We start from the raw sequence: 16,283 nt of genomic DNA on the forward strand, positions 1-16,283 counted from the left end.
TTAGAATTCTTTCATGGTTTTTGGAGACCATCCCACTACCTGGTCACCACAGAACATCGAGTTATTTTCCAGAATGATAGATCCGTCTTCTCTTACGGAAGGTCCTAAGATCTCATCTCCTGCCCAGCCGCCTGACAATCCGTCTCTCGCAAGCGCCTGAAGTTCTCCGAGTACTGTCTCCATTGGAGGCAAGTCAATTAATTCTGATACGTTACCGCATGATACGATTGCGTCACATTTCTCATCTAATGTAACCAGTGGCTGAGATTTTCCATCACGTCCTGTACACTCATTTGTAACACCGATTGTCTTAACGCCGACATCTTCCAGTGCTACGATACATCCAACAAAATCGGCATCCGGATTGCCATAGCCTTCTTCTGCTACCACTGCTCCGTCAGCGCCAAGGCTCTTAGCCATCTGTGCAACAAAGATTGCAGAACGTTCTTTCTGTTCCAGTGCTACGTTCAGGTTTGACATAATCACACCGAGGAAGTTGATTGTCTTTCCATGCTCTTTCATCAGCGCCTTGATGTTCGGGCTGTTCTGGAAATCATAGGTAGACCATTTGGAAGATACAGGCATGAAGCTTCCTGATACAAGTGCACCGTCAAGCACTTCGTTTGGATGCATCAGTGTCGGTACGAAATGGTTCATATCCCATCCGTAGACCAGATCGTTGTACCCCATCTCTTCCATCTGTGACTGTGGCTGCATCACGTATACGACCGATGGTAATTTTTCCACCTCAGCATCGCGCTTGATAATCTGCCCCAGTTCAAATGTTTCCGTATCCTCTGGTGTCAGTTCTTTCACACATGCTCCGATAAATTCTGCAAGTTTGTGTCCAGCACGTCTCAGCGCGTCATTTTTCTTCTGCTGCTCATTCTTCTCAAAATCTTCGTTTGTATCTGCAACGAGAACGATGTTGTTCAACTGTCCGAAATATGTATATTTCTGCCCTTCTCCGCTCATATCGATCACACCGTCCTGGAAACCGCCCCAGTGTTTTCCGACAACAAGTACGCTGCAGTTTTTCAATGCATGTAATGTTCCTTCACCCGCTGCTGCCAGCTCTCCTGTGTATCCCGGAAATACTCCTCTGTCATCGAGGCGAGTTCTTGGCTCGATTGCCTCTTTTACAGGGCACATCCGAATTTTATCACCTGGCTTTGCAATGTAAAGCTCCGCCTCTGTGATTCTTTCATCCTCGCGGATAAATGCAAGTGCCTCTTCCTTGTTAATAACCAATACACCGTCCTTGAAAGATAAATTGTCACCAAACACAATATCCTTCACATAGAAATTACCAATTTCCAGTTTCATGATTTACCTCCTTTGATTTTCGCATAGCTCTTTTCTATATGCATTTTGCCATAAACAGCGTTTAATAAGCACGCTTATTCGTTGTTTTATACAACAAATATATCAACTTGTCTTTTATTTGTCAATAGTTATCTATAAGCGCGCTTATAGTTTTTATCTATATAGCGTATCTGCGGGCTTTTACAGCATTATCAGACGAAAGTTTTTTGGCACACAATTTTTTTCGCAAAAAAATATGTTCACATTCCACTTGAAATGTGAACATATCTTGCAATTTTATTTTAATTGATCTATTCATTTTCCCATTGCACTTTTCTAAGCTTATTCCTGGCAGACCCATTCCTTTTTCAGAAACCACGCTGCTCCCTGCACGTATTCCTCTTCTATTTTTTCGTCCAGAAATAATCTTTCCCAGCTTTTCATGATTTTCTTCTTCACCATTGGGTAAAATGGTCTCTCAAACACATCTGAGCTCGTCATAATCCCCTGCCGTTCCAGTTCTTTTTCAAACTCCCTGCATTCTCCCTCGTCGCCGATATAATCCAGACTTAAAATCTTTGTCCATTTTCTCCGGTCAAACAGGATCAGTTGATCACAGGGAATGTGAAGCTTCAGTGTGGATGCTCCCTCGCCGGCCTTCGCCCATCTGGGATCTTTGAACATCCACACCGGCGACTCCGCTTTCTCCGGTTTCGGAATTATTCGCTGCGCATTCTCTGTGAAAAATGTATAGGCAGTCCGAAAGCTCCATGCCGTCTCCCGGTACTTCTGGTCAATGTAACTTTTTTTCACATAGTAGATACCATCCCGCTCCAGGGCATCCAGCACGATCTGTGCCTGCGCGGTCCACATCGTAACATAATTATTCTCCATCGTAGCGTCTCACCTCTTTTACCCACTCTCTGCGAATCTCCCATGCTGTGGCAACCATCATCTCTTTTTTATCGGTCTTCAATGTGAACACCCGCTCCCAGCTATCCGTGATTTTCCGTTTCAGCGCCGGATAAAAATTTCCCTTGTCCGTCAATATGATTTCGTCATCGCTGTGGATACCGTACCGCTTCAGCTCTGCTTCATGTTTTTTTGCATCCTCGTCATCGGTCGGAATATACCAGTAATTCACCCGGTACCCCCATGCATCCGTGTTGCAGAACAGAAACTGATTCCGCGGGATTTCCAGCTTCAGAATCACCGTGTTCTCAGTCGGCTGGAGCATATTCCCCTCATCCAGAGACAGCCAGACCGGATACTGCTCTTCCGGTTCCAGCTCCAGGTACTTCCCCGCCTCCCTCGTATACCACCGATACAATTCCAGATAGTAATCCGCAATAGTATCGTTCTTCAACACGATATATTCTTCTTTTACGCGGTAAACACCTTTCTCCTGAAGTTCCTCCCAGACCTGTGGGAGCTGCCGGGTCCACAAAACTACGTTCTCTCCCTCTCTCATCTCCTGATTCATGCTGCTCCTCCTTTTCTGCCTCTAAGATACCGCTCACGCATTTCTCCTGTCAATGCTTTTGAAATGATATTACTATTTTCTATAATGTTCCGAATATAAATTCTGCTTTTTTATTTTACACTCATTATTTTGCGTGTTATACTAAAACCACTTTACAGCAATTTGAAACAATCACGCCATTAAGCCGCCAGTCGGACCCTTACAGTTCACCACTACGCTTAATCATGAATATTCGGCAGCGCTGGACTGCCCGCGGACGGTGAAGCGGGCACTGCAGTCCGCTTTACTGCTTACCGTGAATGTCCGAATTGCTGTTCCAACTTTATGAGGAAAGGTACGAATTCGTTATGGGAAAAGAAGAAACTCAGGAAAGACAAGAACAAAAGCGGCAAAATACAATCCGCTTCATCAAAGCGACACAGGAACTTTTGGACGAGGAGGGGCTGGACGCGCTCTCCATTCGCAAGATTGCGGACCGGGCCGGATTTCACAATTCCACTCTGTATCTGTATTTCAACGACGTGAACCAGCTGATTCTGATGGCATCACTGAAATATTTTGACCGATACAGCAAAGCGTTATCGCAGTACAGCTATAAAAAGCTGACACCTACAGACAATTTTTATACGATATGGGAAGTATTCTGCCGAATCGCTTTTCAGCGCCCCCAGATATTCTATAACTTTTTCTTTGGGAAATACAGTGATAATCTGACGGAGATCATGAAATCATATTACGAACTGTTCCCGGACGAAGTAGACAACTACTCCAAAGAAATCGGAGACATGTACTATGGAAAAGATTTCAAGGAGCGCTGCCGTATTATCCTTATGCCGCTGATCGATCTTCCGGATTCTCACATCCACGAAGATAACGTAGAACTTGCCAACACAATTGTGGTAAGTTGTTTCAAAGAACTGCTCACACAAAAATGTCAGGATCCTGAACTAAGTGATTACAAACTGACTGAAGAATTTCTATCCATGCTCACTTATATCACAGGCCTAAAATTAACTTTTTAGGCTCATTCATCTGGACATCACAATTTTTGAGCATCTGCTTTTACGCACAAAACTCCTTCCAGCACATGCATTTAAATCTGCAAGTGCTGGAAGGAGTTTTGGTATATCTGAAATCTTTTATTCGTCAAACGCCTCTTTAACTTTATCCATGAAGCCTTTCTTTTTTCCTTTTGTGCTCTTTGTTTCACTCTCCGCGGTTTTTGGGTCCGCAGAATGCAGCGAATTCCCTGACACCTCGTCAAATCTGCGCAATGCTTCTTTCGCTTCTGCACTCAATTTATCTGGTGTCTGAATAACCAGCGTCACATAGTGATCTCCGCGAACCTCCGAATTGCGGAGTGACGGAACGCCTTTGCCCTTTAATCTGACCTTTGTGTCGGTCTTGGTTCCCGGTTTGACTGTGTAGATTACTTCTCCATCCACTGTCTTGATCCGGATATCTGCGCCGAGTGCTGCCTGTGCAAATGTAATTGGTGCCGTAGAGAAGATATGCACATCCTGACGCTGGAAGATTGGATGTCTTGACACATTCACCTCCACCAGCAGGTCGCCGCGCGGTCCACCGTTCACTCCCGGCTCGCCCTTTTCTCTGATGCGCACACTCTGCCCGTTATCGATTCCTTTCGGAATCTTGACCTGAATCTTCTTTTTGCTGGAGGTGTATCCTGTTCCTGCACAGGACGCACATTTCTCTTTGATGATCTTTCCACTTCCATGACAGTTCGGACATGTCTGCACGTTCTGCACTGTTCCGAAAAACGACTGGGAAGTATAGACAACCTGTCCCTTACCTCCACATTTCGGACAGGTCTCCGGGCTTGTTCCCGGCTTTGCACCTGTTCCGTTACATGTGGTACACGGATCCTTCATAATCACTTCAATTTCTTTTTCGCAGCCGAACACAGCTTCTTCGAATGTGATGCGCACACTCTTACGGATGTTCGCGCCCTTCATCGGACCATTGCTCGCACGGCCGCCACGACGGCCCCCTCCTCCAAACATATCTCCAAAAATGTCTCCAAAGATATCGCTGAAATCAGCTCCGTTGAAGTCAAAGCCTCCGAATCCGCCACCTCCGCCTGCGCCTCCATCAAACGCTGCATGACCAAACTGATCATATTGGCGGCGCTTTTCCGAATCACTCAGGACAGCATATGCTTCCGATGCTTCTTTAAATTTTTTCTCAGCTTCCGCATCTCCCGGATTCATATCCGGATGATACTTTTTTGCCAAGACTCTGTATGCTTTTTTCAAGGCGGCGTCATCAGCTCCTTTATCGACGCCCAGCACCTCATAATAATCTCGTTTGTCTGCCATAACATATCCCTTCATTTCAAATCTATTGTTTCATAAAGAAGTTCTGCGGGACCAAACCGGACCGCTATCGTCCTGTTCCGTTCCGCAGAATCTATTTTCGAGGAGTGAGGAAGTTCTTCGAGACTAAACTCGATAGGACCTCGCTAAGTTCCGAAGAACAGTCTTCGCACTAAGTTCGTGAACCACCTCACTAAGTTTCACTGAAGTTCTTCGAGACTAAGCTCGATAGGACCTCGCTAAGTTCCGAAGAACAGTCTTCGCACTAAGTTCGTGAACTACCTCACTAAGTGCTCTAGACTTCTTTATAATCTCCGTCTACTACGTCGTCGCCGTCGAATCCTTCTGGTGCCGGTCCTGCCTGTGGGCCTGCTCCCATGTCCGGACCTGCTCCCTGTGCTCCCTGTGGATTTGCCTGCTCATATACTTTTGCAAATAAAGCCTGTGCGCTCTGCATCAGTTTTTCCTGAGAAGCTTTCATCTCGGCAACCTTCTCTTCTGTCATGCTCTCAGCCGGGTTCTGCTCTACGAGATCCTTCAGTTCCTTCACATCCGCTTCTACTTTTTCTTTGTCGGCAGCATCAATCTTATCGCCTACATCTGTCAGTGCTTTTTCTGTCTGGAATACGAATGCTTCTGCATCGTTGCGCGCATCAATTGCTTCTTTCCGTTTTTTATCCTCTGCCTCAAATGCTGCTGCATCTTTTACTGCTTTATCGATATCATCATCAGACATGTTTGAACCTGCTGTGATTGTGATATGCTGCTCTTTACCTGTTCCAAGATCTTTTGCAGATACATTTACGATACCGTTGGCATCAATGTCAAATGTAACCTCGATCTGTGGGATTCCACGTCCTGCCGGCGGGATTCCGTCCAGTCTGAACTGTCCGAGTGACTTGTTGTCTTTCGCAAACTGTCTCTCACCCTGTACTACGTTGATGTCAACTGCGGTCTGGTTATCTGCCGCTGTTGAGAATATCTGACTCTTCTTGGTCGGAATTGTTGTATTTCTCTCGATCAGTCTTGTCGCAACACCACCCATGGTCTCGATGGAAAGTGACAGTGGAGTTACATCAAGAAGAAGGATATCTCCTGCGCCCGCATCACCTGCAAGCTTACCGCCCTGAACAGATGCACCGAGTGCAACACATTCGTCCGGATTCAGAGTCTTGCTTGGCTCTTTGCCTGTCAGTGATTTTACTTTATCCTGTACAGCCGGAATACGTGTAGATCCACCTACCAGCAATACCTGGCCAAGTTCAGAAGATGCGATACCCGCATCAGAAAGTGCTCTTGTTACAGGCTCTGCTGTCTTCTCTACCAAGTCATGTGTCAGTTCATCAAATTTTGCTCTTGTAAGGTTCATATCAAAATGCTTCGGACCATCCTGTGTAGCAGTGATGAACGGAAGGTTGATGTTGGTCGTTGTCGCGCTTGACAATTCTTTTTTCGCTTTCTCAGCTGCTTCTTTTAATCTCTGAAGTGCCATCTTATCTGCGGACAGATCCACGCCTTCATTTTTCTTAAACTCTGCTAACATATAGTCTGTGATCTTCTGGTCAAAGTCATCTCCACCAAGTCTGTTGTTACCTGCTGTAGACAATACCTCAATGACTCCGTCACCGATTTCAATAACAGATACATCAAATGTACCGCCGCCAAGGTCATATACCATGATCTTCTGCTCTTTTTCATTGTCAAGGCCATATGCAAGTGCTGCAGCTGTCGGCTCGTTGATGATACGTTTTACATCGAGTCCTGCGATCTTACCTGCATCTTTTGTAGCTTGACGCTGTGCATCATTGAAATAAGCCGGCACTGTGATAACGGCCTCCGAAACCTTTTCTCCCAGATAACTCTCTGCATCTGTTTTCAGTTTCTGAAGGATCATTGCTGAAATCTCCTGTGGAGAATATTTTTTGTCATCGATTGCTACTTTGTGGTCTGTACCCATCTCTCTTTTGATAGAAGAGATCGTTTTCTCTGCGTTTGTTACTGCCTGACGTTTTGCAGGCTCACCTACGAGACGATCGCCTGTCTTTGTAAATGCTACTACAGACGGTGTTGTTCTCGCACCTTCTGTGTTGGCGATTACTGTTGGCTGTCCACCTTCCATAACGGCCACACAGCTATTGGTTGTTCCTAAGTCAATACCTATAATTTTTCCCATGATAATTTCCTCCTGTTTATAATCATTCTCATAATTGTTAAATTCATATATATATAAAACCTGATTGCTCAGGTGATATAACTAAAAAGTTCTTCCGGACCTGGCTCTATAATACTTTGTCAAGAACTCTGTGTCAGTTTGCTACCTTCACCATACTGTGTCTCACAACACTGTCACGGTACATATACCCCTTCAGCAGTTCTTCCGCCACAACGTTTTCCCCAAGACTTTCATCCTCCACATGCATCACCGCATTGTGGAAATCCGGGTTGAACTCCTGTCCGACTGCCTCGATCGGTTTTACCTCCAGGCCTTCCAGCGTTGTCATCAGCTGTTTGTAAATCTTCTCCATGCCTTCCATGAACGGGTGTCCCTTTTCTTCCTCTGCCACCGCATCCAGACCTCGCTCAAAATTATCTACCACCGGAAGGATCTTTTCTATAATATCCTTGGCTCCGACTTCGTACATCTGTGTCTTTTCTTTTTCTGTGCGTTTCCGGAAATTGTCAAACTCTGCCATCTGACGTGTGAGCCGATCGTTAAGTTCCTCGATCTTCTCATCTTTTTTGTCTTTCTTATTCTTCTTGCCAAATAATTTAGATTTTTTCTCCGGCTTTTCTTCCGAATCAGTCTCTTCAGACACATCGGATTCTTCTGATTCAGCCGTGGCCTCTGCTGTTTCCTCAGCGGTTTCCTCTGCTGCTGCCACTGTGTCTTTTGCATCCCCGTCTGTATTCTCTGTCATATCCTCTGTCTGCTGTTCTTCCTGCTCTGCTGCCTTGGCTTTTGCCTCCTCCACAGCTTCTCTGACCATGTCTTCTTTACTCATATTGTTATCCATTGGCCGTCACCTTTCTATTCTCTTTTATTTGGTTCTTTATCATAAATCGCATCCAATTCTATCTGCAGCTTCTTCAGCGATTTCATAACATGTTCATAATCCATTCGCTTCGGTCCGATGATACCGATGGTACCCTTCATTCCTTCGCCTAATTCATACGTCGCAGTCACGACGCTGCAATCCTTCATGGTCTTCACCGGAGTTTCTTCTCCGATATATACCTGGATTCCGTTGTGTGCCTCGCTCGACAGCGTCTCTGTGACCAATTCTGCCAGCTGCTGCTTTTCCTCAAATGCACTGATAATTTCCTGTGCACTCTGGTTGTCACTCAGCTCCGGATACTTGAAGATGTTCGTCGCACCACTGGTGTAGATTTCCATGTCGTCTTCCACGTGAATGGCTTCTGCCACCGCGTCAAGTACTTCTCCTACCACCTCACTGTGAATGCCTGCCTGCTCCTTCAGTCTCGCAATCAGGCCAAGATTAATTGCCTCGATCGACATTCCGTTCAGAGTATTGTTCAGCAGAAGATTCAGCTTCAGAAGATTCTCATTGCCAAGCTCTTCGCCCACACTGATCATCTTGTTTTTAATCACATTGCCGCCCATAACAATCACGGCTACAATGTGCTCCTCATCCACCTGAGACAGCTGAATAAACTTCAGCGTATTCCTGCTGTTCATCGGCGCCGATATCATAGTCGCATAATTCGTGTTGTTCGCCAGCACCTTTGCAGCCTGCTTGAGAATCTTCTCCATCTTATCCGCTTTCTCCAGCATAGACTCCCGGAGGTCATCGATCTCCTGCTCCTTATCTTCCATCAGCATATTCACATATAAGCGGTACCCCTGATCCGACGGGATTCGTCCCGCCGAGGTGTGAGGCTGAAGTATATAGCCCAGATCCTCCAGATCCGACATCTCATTACGAATTGTCGCGGAACTCAGGTTTAACTCTGTGTATTTTGAAAGGGTTCTGGAACCAACCGGCTCTCCGGTCTCCAAATAGTTCTTAATGATTGCCTTGAGTATGATTAACTTTCTCTCGCTCAGGTTGTAATCCTTCGCCATTCTTCAACCTCCTTACCAGTTTTTCCTTTATTAGCACTCGATATATTTGAGTGCTAACACCTTACGTTATTAAGATATCACTCCACTTTTCATTTGTCAACCATGTTTAGACTTTTTTTATATTCTTATTCTTAATTTTTGCGTTCCTGTTTTTCCGTACTTCACACCTTATGCCAACTCTGTATTACAGTCTGCTCTCATGCCGTATGTCCGCCGCGCTGCAGCGTGCAAAAGCGTATTTGGCGCATATCTTGACAGCAGGTGTCAAGCTTGCGTGTGAACAGAAACGTAAGACTGCCTGCAGGCGGTGAAATCATCACTGTATTGATTGATATTTGCAGGCAGAGAGTATATACTAATGCGTGAAGTCCAGTCCATGCAGATATACCAGGATTGCACCGGTACTGGATCAGAACAATGCCAGAACAGGACCTGCGCAGTGCCGGAGCAGAACCAGAGCTGATCCTGCGCAGTGCAGACAACACACAAGGAGCTACTTATTATGATGAAAAAATTATGGGAATTATATGTAAGTTTTTTTAAAATAGGAATTCTTACATTCGGAGGCGGTCTCGCAATGCTCCCTATGTTAAAAAGAGAAGTCGTCGATAAATACAAATGGACCACCGAGGAAGAGATGCTGGATATCTATGCGATCGGCCAGTGTACCCCCGGTATCATCGCTGTGAATACCGCCACCTACATTGGTTTCCAGCAGGCCGGAGTCCTGGGCGGGATCATCGCCACTCTGGGGGAGGTGACGCCTTCTATCATTATTATTCTACTGATTGCATCCGCACTGAAAGAATATATGGACACACCGGTACTGCTCCACGCATTCGCCGGAATCCGCGTTGTCGTCTGTGCTTTGATGTTGGACACCGTTGTGATGATGGCGCGTAAGGGAATCAAGGATAAGATTGGCGTCTTTTTATTTCTGGCTGCTTTTCTTCTGGCCACCTTCTCCCCGATCCCAACAGCTCTCGTCATCGTTCTCGCCGCGGTTTTCGGTGTCATCTATGCACGATTTCGCAGTAAAAAGGGAGGTGACAGGTCATGATCTATCTCCATCTGTTTTATGAGTTTTTTAAAATCGGACTTTTCTCCGTCGGCGGCGGCATGGCCACCATTCCGTTTCTTCTGGATCTAACCACACGATATGACTGGTTTACCACCGGTGAATTCGGCAACATGGTCGCCATCAGCCAGAGTACCCCCGGTCCGGTCGGAATCAACATGGCTACCTACGCGGGTTTTCAGGCTGCCGGAATCTCCGGCTCGCTCCTGGCAACCTTATCTCTTGTTCTGCCGGCGCTCGTCATCATCATGGTCATCGCCAAATTCATGAAGAATTTCAGTGACAATCCAATTGTCAAGGCCGCCTTTGACGGAATCCGGCCGACCGTTGCGGCACTGATTCTGTACGCTGTTCTGGAGCTGTGCAAAATCTCTCTCTTCACCGTCACGGGCACCACTTACATTCCGGCATATGCCAACATCATCATCTGCATTGTCTTCTTCGGACTTCTTCAGATGAAGCAATTAAAAAGGATCCACCCTCTTGTGTGGATCCTTGCCGGTGCAATTCTCGGAGTTGTCTTTAAACTCTAACCGCAATTTGCTACAGGTGCATAAACCGAATTACAGCATATAGTATCAGCAAATGTACCGGATAGAATAAATAGAAGAAATATTTCATCTGAAATCCCCGTTTTCCGTTGTATAAGTAAATCAATACGAATGCAGCGGAGGCGGGGATTTCCCACAGAAAGGACAACGCTCCCAGGACGCACTGGAGCAGGCGGTTGTTTCTGCTGAGATATAAAATCACAATGCAGATCACACCCCTGTAATCGTAATCTGTCTTCAGGAAATACGCCAGTGCCATTCCACCGGAAACACACAGCAGGTAAGCAGCCATCTGTGCCACGGAATACATGGACAGCCTGCATTCGATATAGCGAAGCCCCGCCAACACCAGAAGACCGATCAGCAGTGTCAGAAACACATTCTGGTGCTCATTATACAGACTCGGATCTCTCGTCAGTGCCAGATCAAATGGAATTTCTGAAATAACCGCAAAAATTCCGAGACGCAACGCATATTTTTTTACATCGTGGGTGTGAAGAAAACCTTCCACCAATAAGAAGCAGAAAATAGGAAATGATATCCTGCCGATTTTTCTCAGAATCTGATAGATCAAAAACATGTGCGGATCCTGTGTCTGAATCAGAATACGAAGCACGATCGTCGCTCCGATGTGATCGATAAGCATGGTGATGATCGCGATCATTTTCAATGTGCTTCCTGACAGACCGATTTTGTCTCTCAGCTGACTGCCTGTATTTTCTGTCACTTCCATCTTTTTTCTCGCCTCCTGCGTTTTATCTGATCTATCTCTGTAAAATTTATGGCTCTCCGATTGATATACATTTGATTTATCACTATTCGATTTATGTGCATCTGATTTGCCGCCATCTGATTTGCTGTTGCCTCAGCAGGAGCTTACAGCAGAAACTGGCTCATCACATAATTACTGATGTCAACTCCGCGCTCTGTCAGACAGATTCTTTCGTCCTTCACACGGAGAAGTCCTTCTTTTTCCATAGTCGACAGGACTCTGCCGTACACATCCTGCACGGTTTTTCCAAATTGCGCTTCAAACTCCGGAATTGAAACGCCTCTCATCTCACGCAGGCCAAGAAACATGGTCTCCTCCATCTGTGCCTGCACATCCAAAGTTTCCCGTTCTGTCACAATCTTCTCGATCCGCTCTGACGCATTCTGTTCTGACACACTTTTGATTGCCGCCGTCTGTCCCGACACACTTTTGATTGGCGCCGATTCTGCACCTTTCCTGCCACTGCAGTTTTCTTGTGCGAGCAGTCTGATGTATTCCGCCACGTCACGTATGTGGGAAAACCGCTGGTTGTTCACCAGCGAGGCCGCCCCTACTCCGATTCCAAGGTAATCGGTGCGCTCCCAATAGCCTTTGTTGTGCCTGCATTCAAATCCTGGTTTCGCATAATTTGATATCTCGTAGCGCTCATACCCGGACTTTTCCAGAAAACGCCGGGTGAGGTCATAAATTTCCCGCTCCTCGTCCTCCGACGGAAGTCCTTCTCCGCCCTCTCCGTACCGGGCATAAAACGGAGTCCCCTCCTCCACGATCAGGCTGTATGCCGAAATATGCTCTGGATTCATGGACACCGCCTTCTCCAGTGTCCCACGCCAGCTCTCCACAGTCTGTCCGGGGATTGCAGAAATCAGATCCATATTGATATTTTGAAATCCCACTTTTCTCGCCAGCGCATACGTCGTCTCAAAATCCGCAAATGTGTGGATTCTTCCCAGCATTTTAAGCTCCCGGTCATTGACAGACTGTAGTCCGATACTGAGCCTGTTGATTCCAGCTTCACGATAAGTACGTAGTTTCCCCTCTGTCACGGTTCCTGGATTCATCTCGATTGTGATTTCCGCATCCCGAGCCAGCCGGAAGCTTTCCCGCATCGCACGAAAAATAACAACGATCTGCTCTTCAGTCAGGATGGATGGGGTTCCACCGCCAAAAAACACCGTTGTTATGATCCGGTCATGATACATTTCTCCACAGGCACGTACCTCTGCTGTGAGAGCCTCGACGTAACGCCGGATAGTTCCGGCGTCCGAAGGCCCGGACAGGAAATCACAGTACGCACACTTGCTGACACAAAATGGGATGTGAATATATAGCTCCATCTGTTTTCCCATATTCTCACTACTTATCATCTAATTTTAATACACTCATAAATGCACTCTGTGGAATCTCTACATTGCCGACCTGGCGCATTCTCTTCTTTCCTTCTTTTTGTTTCTCAAGCAGCTTTCTCTTACGCGTGATATCGCCGCCATAACATTTGGCCAGAACGTCCTTACGCATGGCTTTGACCGTCTCACGGGCAATGATCTTGCTGCCGACTGCCGCCTGGATCGGGATCTCGAAGAGCTGTCTCGGAATCTCTTCCTTCAGCTTCTCACACATCTTTCTCCCGCGCTCATAAGCAGTTCCCGCATGTACAATAAAGGACAGGGCATCCACCTCTTCCTTGTTGATCAGGATATCCAGCTTCACAAGCTCAGACCGCTCATAGCCGAGCATCTCATAATCAAACGAAGCATACCCTCTGGAACGGGATTTCAGCGCGTCAAAGAAATCGTAAATAATCTCATTCAGCGGAAGATGGTAGCGCAGAACCGCGCGGGTCTCCTCAATGTACTCCATACCCTGATAAATTCCGCGCCGCTCCTGGCACAGATCCATGATTGCACCGATAAATTCCGCTGTCACCATGATCTCCGCCTTAACCATAGGCTCCTCCATGTAATCGATCTCTGACGGATCCGGCAGGTTCGACGGGTTGGTCAGTTCGATCACATCTCCGTTGGTCTTGTATACCTTATAGATAACGCCCGGTGCGGTCGTCACTAGATCCAGATTGTACTCGCGCTCCAGCCGCTCCTGGATAATCTCGAGATGCAGCAGTCCGAGGAATCCGCATCGGAATCCAAACCCCAGCGCAATGGAGGTCTCCGCCTCAAACTGCAGAGAGGCATCGTTTAGCTGCAGTTTCTCGAGTGCATCCCGCAAATCCGGATATTTTGCACCATCTGCCGGATACAATCCGCAGTACACCATCGGATTTACTTTTTTGTATCCCGGCAGCGGTTCACTGCAGGGATTCTGCGCATCCGTCACGGTATCACCGACACGGGTGTCCTTCACATTTTTCAGACTTGCGGTGATATAGCCTACCATACCTGCACTCAGCTCGTCCGCCGGAATAAACTGACCGGCTCCGAAATAACCGACCTCCACAACCTCCGCTTCTGCCCCTGTCGCCATCATGCGGATCTGGGTTCCTTTTTTTACTCTGCCTTCCTTGATGCGGCAGAACACGATGACACCCTTATAGGAATCATACAGTGAATCAAAAATCAGTGCCTGCAGCGGTGCGTTTGCGTCCCCCTGCGGTGCCGGAATCTTTTTGACGATCTGCTCCAGCACTTCCTCGATGTTCAATCCCGTCTTCGCCGAAATCAGTGGTGCATCCGCCGCCTCAATTCCGATCACGTCCTCGATTTCCTCGATGACACGCCCCGGATCGGCGCTTGGCAGGTCAATCTTGTTGATGACCGGCATGACATCCAGATCGTGATCCAACGCCAGATAGACGTTCGCCAGCGTCTGTGCCTCCACGCCCTGGGCGGCATCCACCACGAGAATCGCTCCGTCACAGGCCGCGAGACTCCGGGATACCTCATAGTTAAAATCCACATGTCCAGGGGTATCTATCAGATTGAACACATATTCCTCCCCGTCCTGTGCATTGTATACGATTCTCACGCTCTGGGCTTTGATGGTGATTCCACGTTCCCGCTCCAGTTCCATGTTGTCCAGCACCTGCGCCTGCATCTCACGGCTCGTGAGCAGTCCCGTCTTCTCGATAATCCGGTCTGCAAGTGTAGATTTGCCGTGATCGATATGTGCGATAATACAAAAATTACGAATCTTACTCTGATCTATTGTAGCCAATTTACTTCCTCCTACTGCTCAAATTACATTCTTTCCTATTCTATCATGCCATGCTGTACTTTACAATGAAAAGTTCCACTGCCAGCGTATCCCCCAGACGTCCTGTTTTCACCCGTTCCTCCGTGTCTGCACAGTCCTCCAGGATTGCCCGGAGCTCCTGCTTTTTGAAATGTTTTTCCTGCTCCATATATTTGCCTGCCGCAAAGGGATGCAGCCCTGCTTTGCTCGCAATATCTTTTCTCCCAAATCCTTTTTTCTGCAGATCCTTCACCTGGAGCAGCAGACGAAACTGCCGTGCCATCAGATAGAGAATCCGCATGGGCGGCTCTTTCAGCGCCAGCAGGTCATAATACAGGTCCAGCGCCCTCTTCTGTCTTTTGTCCGCAACCGCATTGATCATGTCGAAGATCTGATTGGACATCTGGGTGATGCAGATCTCGTCCACGTCCGCCTCCGTGATGCTTTCTTTCTCAAGAGTATAACAGAATAATTTTTCCAGTTCCTTCTGAATGTTCTCCATATCCGTTCCCACAAGAGAGAGGAAATGTGTCAGTGTCCGATCACTGATCTGCTTATTTTCTTTTTTTACCGCCCCCAGAATCCAGCGTTTCAGCGTATTCTCATCCTGGGAAGACATTTCCACAATGCGGCCGTATTTCTTTACCGCCTTGTATAATCTGCCACGCTTATCAATTTCATTCTCCACAAATAGAAAGGACGTGGTCTCCGACATCCCTTCGATGTAGTCCGCAAGCTCCGGCGCAGCATTCTTGAAAAATCCGGTGTTTTCAAATACGATCACGCGCCGCTCCGCAAAAAACGGCAATGTCTCCGCCAGATCGATCACTTCCCTGACATCCACTCCTTTGCCCTCATAGTAGGCATAATTCATGGTGTCCCCGTCCGCCAGCATGGCCTTGCTCAATTTTTCCTTATACTGCTTCTTCAGATAATTTTCTTCCCCATATAAAAGATATATCTGCTTAAACTGTCCTGTTTTCAGGTCTTCATTTAGACTTTTCATAGTATCTCCTGCTTCTGATTCTTTCTATTTAATACCGCGGATTGTTCTGCACACCGCACTCTCCTGTCATCGATTACTATTTACGATAACTTTTTCCAGGAAACTTGTCAACCACATAACATATTAAAAAAATTGGTAACTGTTCAGAACCCCCTTGGGGAACTAATTAATTTTTGTACAAAACAGAGAATTTTTAAAACCTGTTTTGCGATATTATTTCGGTAATTGGTGGATAACCAATTGTTTGTGATTGAATAATTTAATTCATTGTGGATTACTCTTTCAATCTTTCAAATAACTCTGATTCAAAGCCAAATTCTATGGCTTTTGAATATATTTAACAACAACTGAACATTGAAAAACATTACTTATCCACAGTCATTTTCACCATAGGTGAATCTATGTGAATTCGCTTTTTTCCTGAGTTTTTAGTACAATGGAGACATAAAACACAAGGAAGAAGGTGGTCTGAATGCCAA

14 protein-coding genes are annotated in these 16,283 nt (G+C 46.6%); 3 read left to right on the forward strand and 11 right to left on the reverse strand.

The genetic code is table 11. The features are described from left to right. The 3 genes from BUB85_RS13790 to BUB85_RS13800 form a co-directional block, all read right to left on the reverse strand. Positions 1–1,326: a glycine/sarcosine/betaine reductase component B subunit gene (locus tag BUB85_RS13790; protein WP_073111507.1), complete on the reverse strand. Its 1,326-nt coding sequence runs from the start codon at positions 1,324–1,326 to the stop codon at positions 1–3. Positions 1,327–1,647: 321 nt separating this feature from the next. Next, positions 1,648–2,199 (reverse strand): DUF3841 domain-containing protein, encoded by a 552-nt coding sequence (locus BUB85_RS13795; RefSeq protein WP_073111508.1) that lies wholly within the window; start codon positions 2,197–2,199, stop codon positions 1,648–1,650. Then, a complete protein-coding gene (locus tag BUB85_RS13800; protein WP_073111510.1) occupies positions 2,189–2,788 on the reverse strand; it encodes a DUF3841 domain-containing protein in 600 nt (199 codons plus the stop codon). Before BUB85_RS13800 ends, BUB85_RS13795 begins: the two co-directional genes overlap by 11 nt. 347 nt (positions 2,789–3,135) lie before the next feature. Between BUB85_RS13800 and BUB85_RS13805 the strand changes: the two genes are divergently transcribed. Continuing rightward, positions 3,136–3,810: a TetR/AcrR family transcriptional regulator gene (locus tag BUB85_RS13805; protein ID WP_073111512.1), complete on the forward strand. Its 675-nt coding sequence runs from the start codon at positions 3,136–3,138 to the stop codon at positions 3,808–3,810. A gap of 117 nt (positions 3,811–3,927) precedes the next feature. Here the strand turns inward: BUB85_RS13805 and dnaJ are convergent, their stop codons facing one another. The 4 genes from dnaJ to hrcA all read right to left on the reverse strand — a co-directional run bounded on the left by dnaJ (position 3,928) and on the right by hrcA (position 9,208). Beyond that, positions 3,928–5,127, reverse strand: coding sequence for a molecular chaperone DnaJ (gene dnaJ, locus BUB85_RS13810; RefSeq protein ID WP_073111514.1), 1,200 nt, complete (start codon positions 5,125–5,127; stop codon positions 3,928–3,930). Between the two features lie 292 nt (positions 5,128–5,419). Next, a complete protein-coding gene (dnaK, locus tag BUB85_RS13815; RefSeq protein ID WP_073111517.1) occupies positions 5,420–7,297 on the reverse strand; it encodes a molecular chaperone DnaK in 1,878 nt (625 codons plus the stop codon). A 133-nt stretch (positions 7,298–7,430) separates the two neighbouring features. After that, positions 7,431–8,138, reverse strand: a complete 708-nt coding sequence (grpE, locus tag BUB85_RS13820) for a nucleotide exchange factor GrpE (RefSeq protein WP_330392327.1) — start codon at positions 8,136–8,138, stop codon at positions 7,431–7,433. A gap of 14 nt (positions 8,139–8,152) precedes the next feature. Further along, entirely contained in the window at positions 8,153–9,208 is a 1,056-nt protein-coding gene (gene hrcA, locus BUB85_RS13825; protein ID WP_073111519.1) for a heat-inducible transcriptional repressor HrcA, read from the reverse strand. A 502-nt stretch (positions 9,209–9,710) separates the two neighbouring features. On the opposite strand from hrcA, the gene BUB85_RS13830 reads away from it, so the two are divergent. After that, positions 9,711–10,268 carry a chromate transporter gene (locus BUB85_RS13830; protein ID WP_330392328.1) on the forward strand — a complete coding sequence of 186 codons (558 nt, stop codon included), beginning with the start codon at positions 9,711–9,713 and terminating at the stop codon, positions 10,266–10,268. After that, the gene (locus BUB85_RS13835) at positions 10,265–10,819 is read left to right on the forward strand and encodes a chromate transporter (protein ID WP_073111521.1); all 555 of its coding nucleotides are present in this window, start codon (positions 10,265–10,267) and stop codon (positions 10,817–10,819) included. The genes BUB85_RS13830 and BUB85_RS13835 overlap by 4 nt, the downstream gene beginning before the upstream one ends. 10 nt (positions 10,820–10,829) lie before the next feature. On the opposite strand, the gene BUB85_RS13840 is transcribed toward BUB85_RS13835, so the two are convergent. The 4 genes from BUB85_RS13840 to holA form a co-directional block, all read right to left on the reverse strand. Continuing rightward, entirely contained in the window at positions 10,830–11,570 is a 741-nt protein-coding gene (locus tag BUB85_RS13840) for a TraX family protein (RefSeq protein ID WP_073111523.1), read from the reverse strand. A gap of 143 nt (positions 11,571–11,713) precedes the next feature. Continuing rightward, positions 11,714–12,958, reverse strand: a complete 1,245-nt coding sequence (hemW, locus tag BUB85_RS13845) for a radical SAM family heme chaperone HemW (protein WP_073111525.1) — start codon at positions 12,956–12,958, stop codon at positions 11,714–11,716. Between the two features lie 7 nt (positions 12,959–12,965). Then, positions 12,966–14,780 (reverse strand): translation elongation factor 4, encoded by a 1,815-nt coding sequence (gene lepA / locus BUB85_RS13850; protein ID WP_073111527.1) that lies wholly within the window; start codon positions 14,778–14,780, stop codon positions 12,966–12,968. Between the two features lie 43 nt (positions 14,781–14,823). Continuing rightward, positions 14,824–15,804, reverse strand: a complete 981-nt coding sequence (gene holA, locus BUB85_RS13855) for a DNA polymerase III subunit delta (protein ID WP_073111529.1) — start codon at positions 15,802–15,804, stop codon at positions 14,824–14,826. Positions 15,805–16,283: the final 479 nt, after the last annotated feature.

Source organism: Hespellia stercorisuis DSM 15480, from assembly GCF_900142165.1.
In the GTDB taxonomy this organism is placed as follows: Bacteria; Bacillota; Clostridia; order Lachnospirales; family Lachnospiraceae; genus Hespellia; species Hespellia stercorisuis.

What these genes read in the sequence shown, in the direction of transcription:
- BUB85_RS13790 (WP_073111507.1), bottom strand. Translation starts at nt 1,326, where the DNA reads ATGAAACTGGAAATTGGTAATTTCTATGTGAAGGATATTGTGTTTGGT.
- BUB85_RS13795 (WP_073111508.1), bottom strand. Translation starts at nt 2,199, where the DNA reads ATGGAGAATAATTATGTTACGATGTGGACCGCGCAGGCACAGATCGTG.
- BUB85_RS13800 (WP_073111510.1), bottom strand. Translation starts at nt 2,788, where the DNA reads ATGAATCAGGAGATGAGAGAGGGAGAGAACGTAGTTTTGTGGACCCGG.
- BUB85_RS13805 (WP_073111512.1), top strand. Translation starts at nt 3,136, where the DNA reads ATGGGAAAAGAAGAAACTCAGGAAAGACAAGAACAAAAGCGGCAAAAT.
- dnaJ (WP_073111514.1), bottom strand. Translation starts at nt 5,127, where the DNA reads ATGGCAGACAAACGAGATTATTATGAGGTGCTGGGCGTCGATAAAGGA.
- dnaK (WP_073111517.1), bottom strand. Translation starts at nt 7,297, where the DNA reads ATGGGAAAAATTATAGGTATTGACTTAGGAACAACCAATAGCTGTGTG.
- grpE (WP_330392327.1), bottom strand. Translation starts at nt 8,138, where the DNA reads ATGGATAACAATATGAGTAAAGAAGACATGGTCAGAGAAGCTGTGGAG.
- hrcA (WP_073111519.1), bottom strand. Translation starts at nt 9,208, where the DNA reads ATGGCGAAGGATTACAACCTGAGCGAGAGAAAGTTAATCATACTCAAG.
- BUB85_RS13830 (WP_330392328.1), top strand. Translation starts at nt 9,711, where the DNA reads ATGATGAAAAAATTATGGGAATTATATGTAAGTTTTTTTAAAATAGGA.
- BUB85_RS13835 (WP_073111521.1), top strand. Translation starts at nt 10,265, where the DNA reads ATGATCTATCTCCATCTGTTTTATGAGTTTTTTAAAATCGGACTTTTC.
- BUB85_RS13840 (WP_073111523.1), bottom strand. Translation starts at nt 11,570, where the DNA reads ATGGAAGTGACAGAAAATACAGGCAGTCAGCTGAGAGACAAAATCGGT.
- hemW (WP_073111525.1), bottom strand. Translation starts at nt 12,958, where the DNA reads ATGGGAAAACAGATGGAGCTATATATTCACATCCCATTTTGTGTCAGC.
- holA (WP_073111529.1), bottom strand. Translation starts at nt 15,804, where the DNA reads ATGAAAAGTCTAAATGAAGACCTGAAAACAGGACAGTTTAAGCAGATA.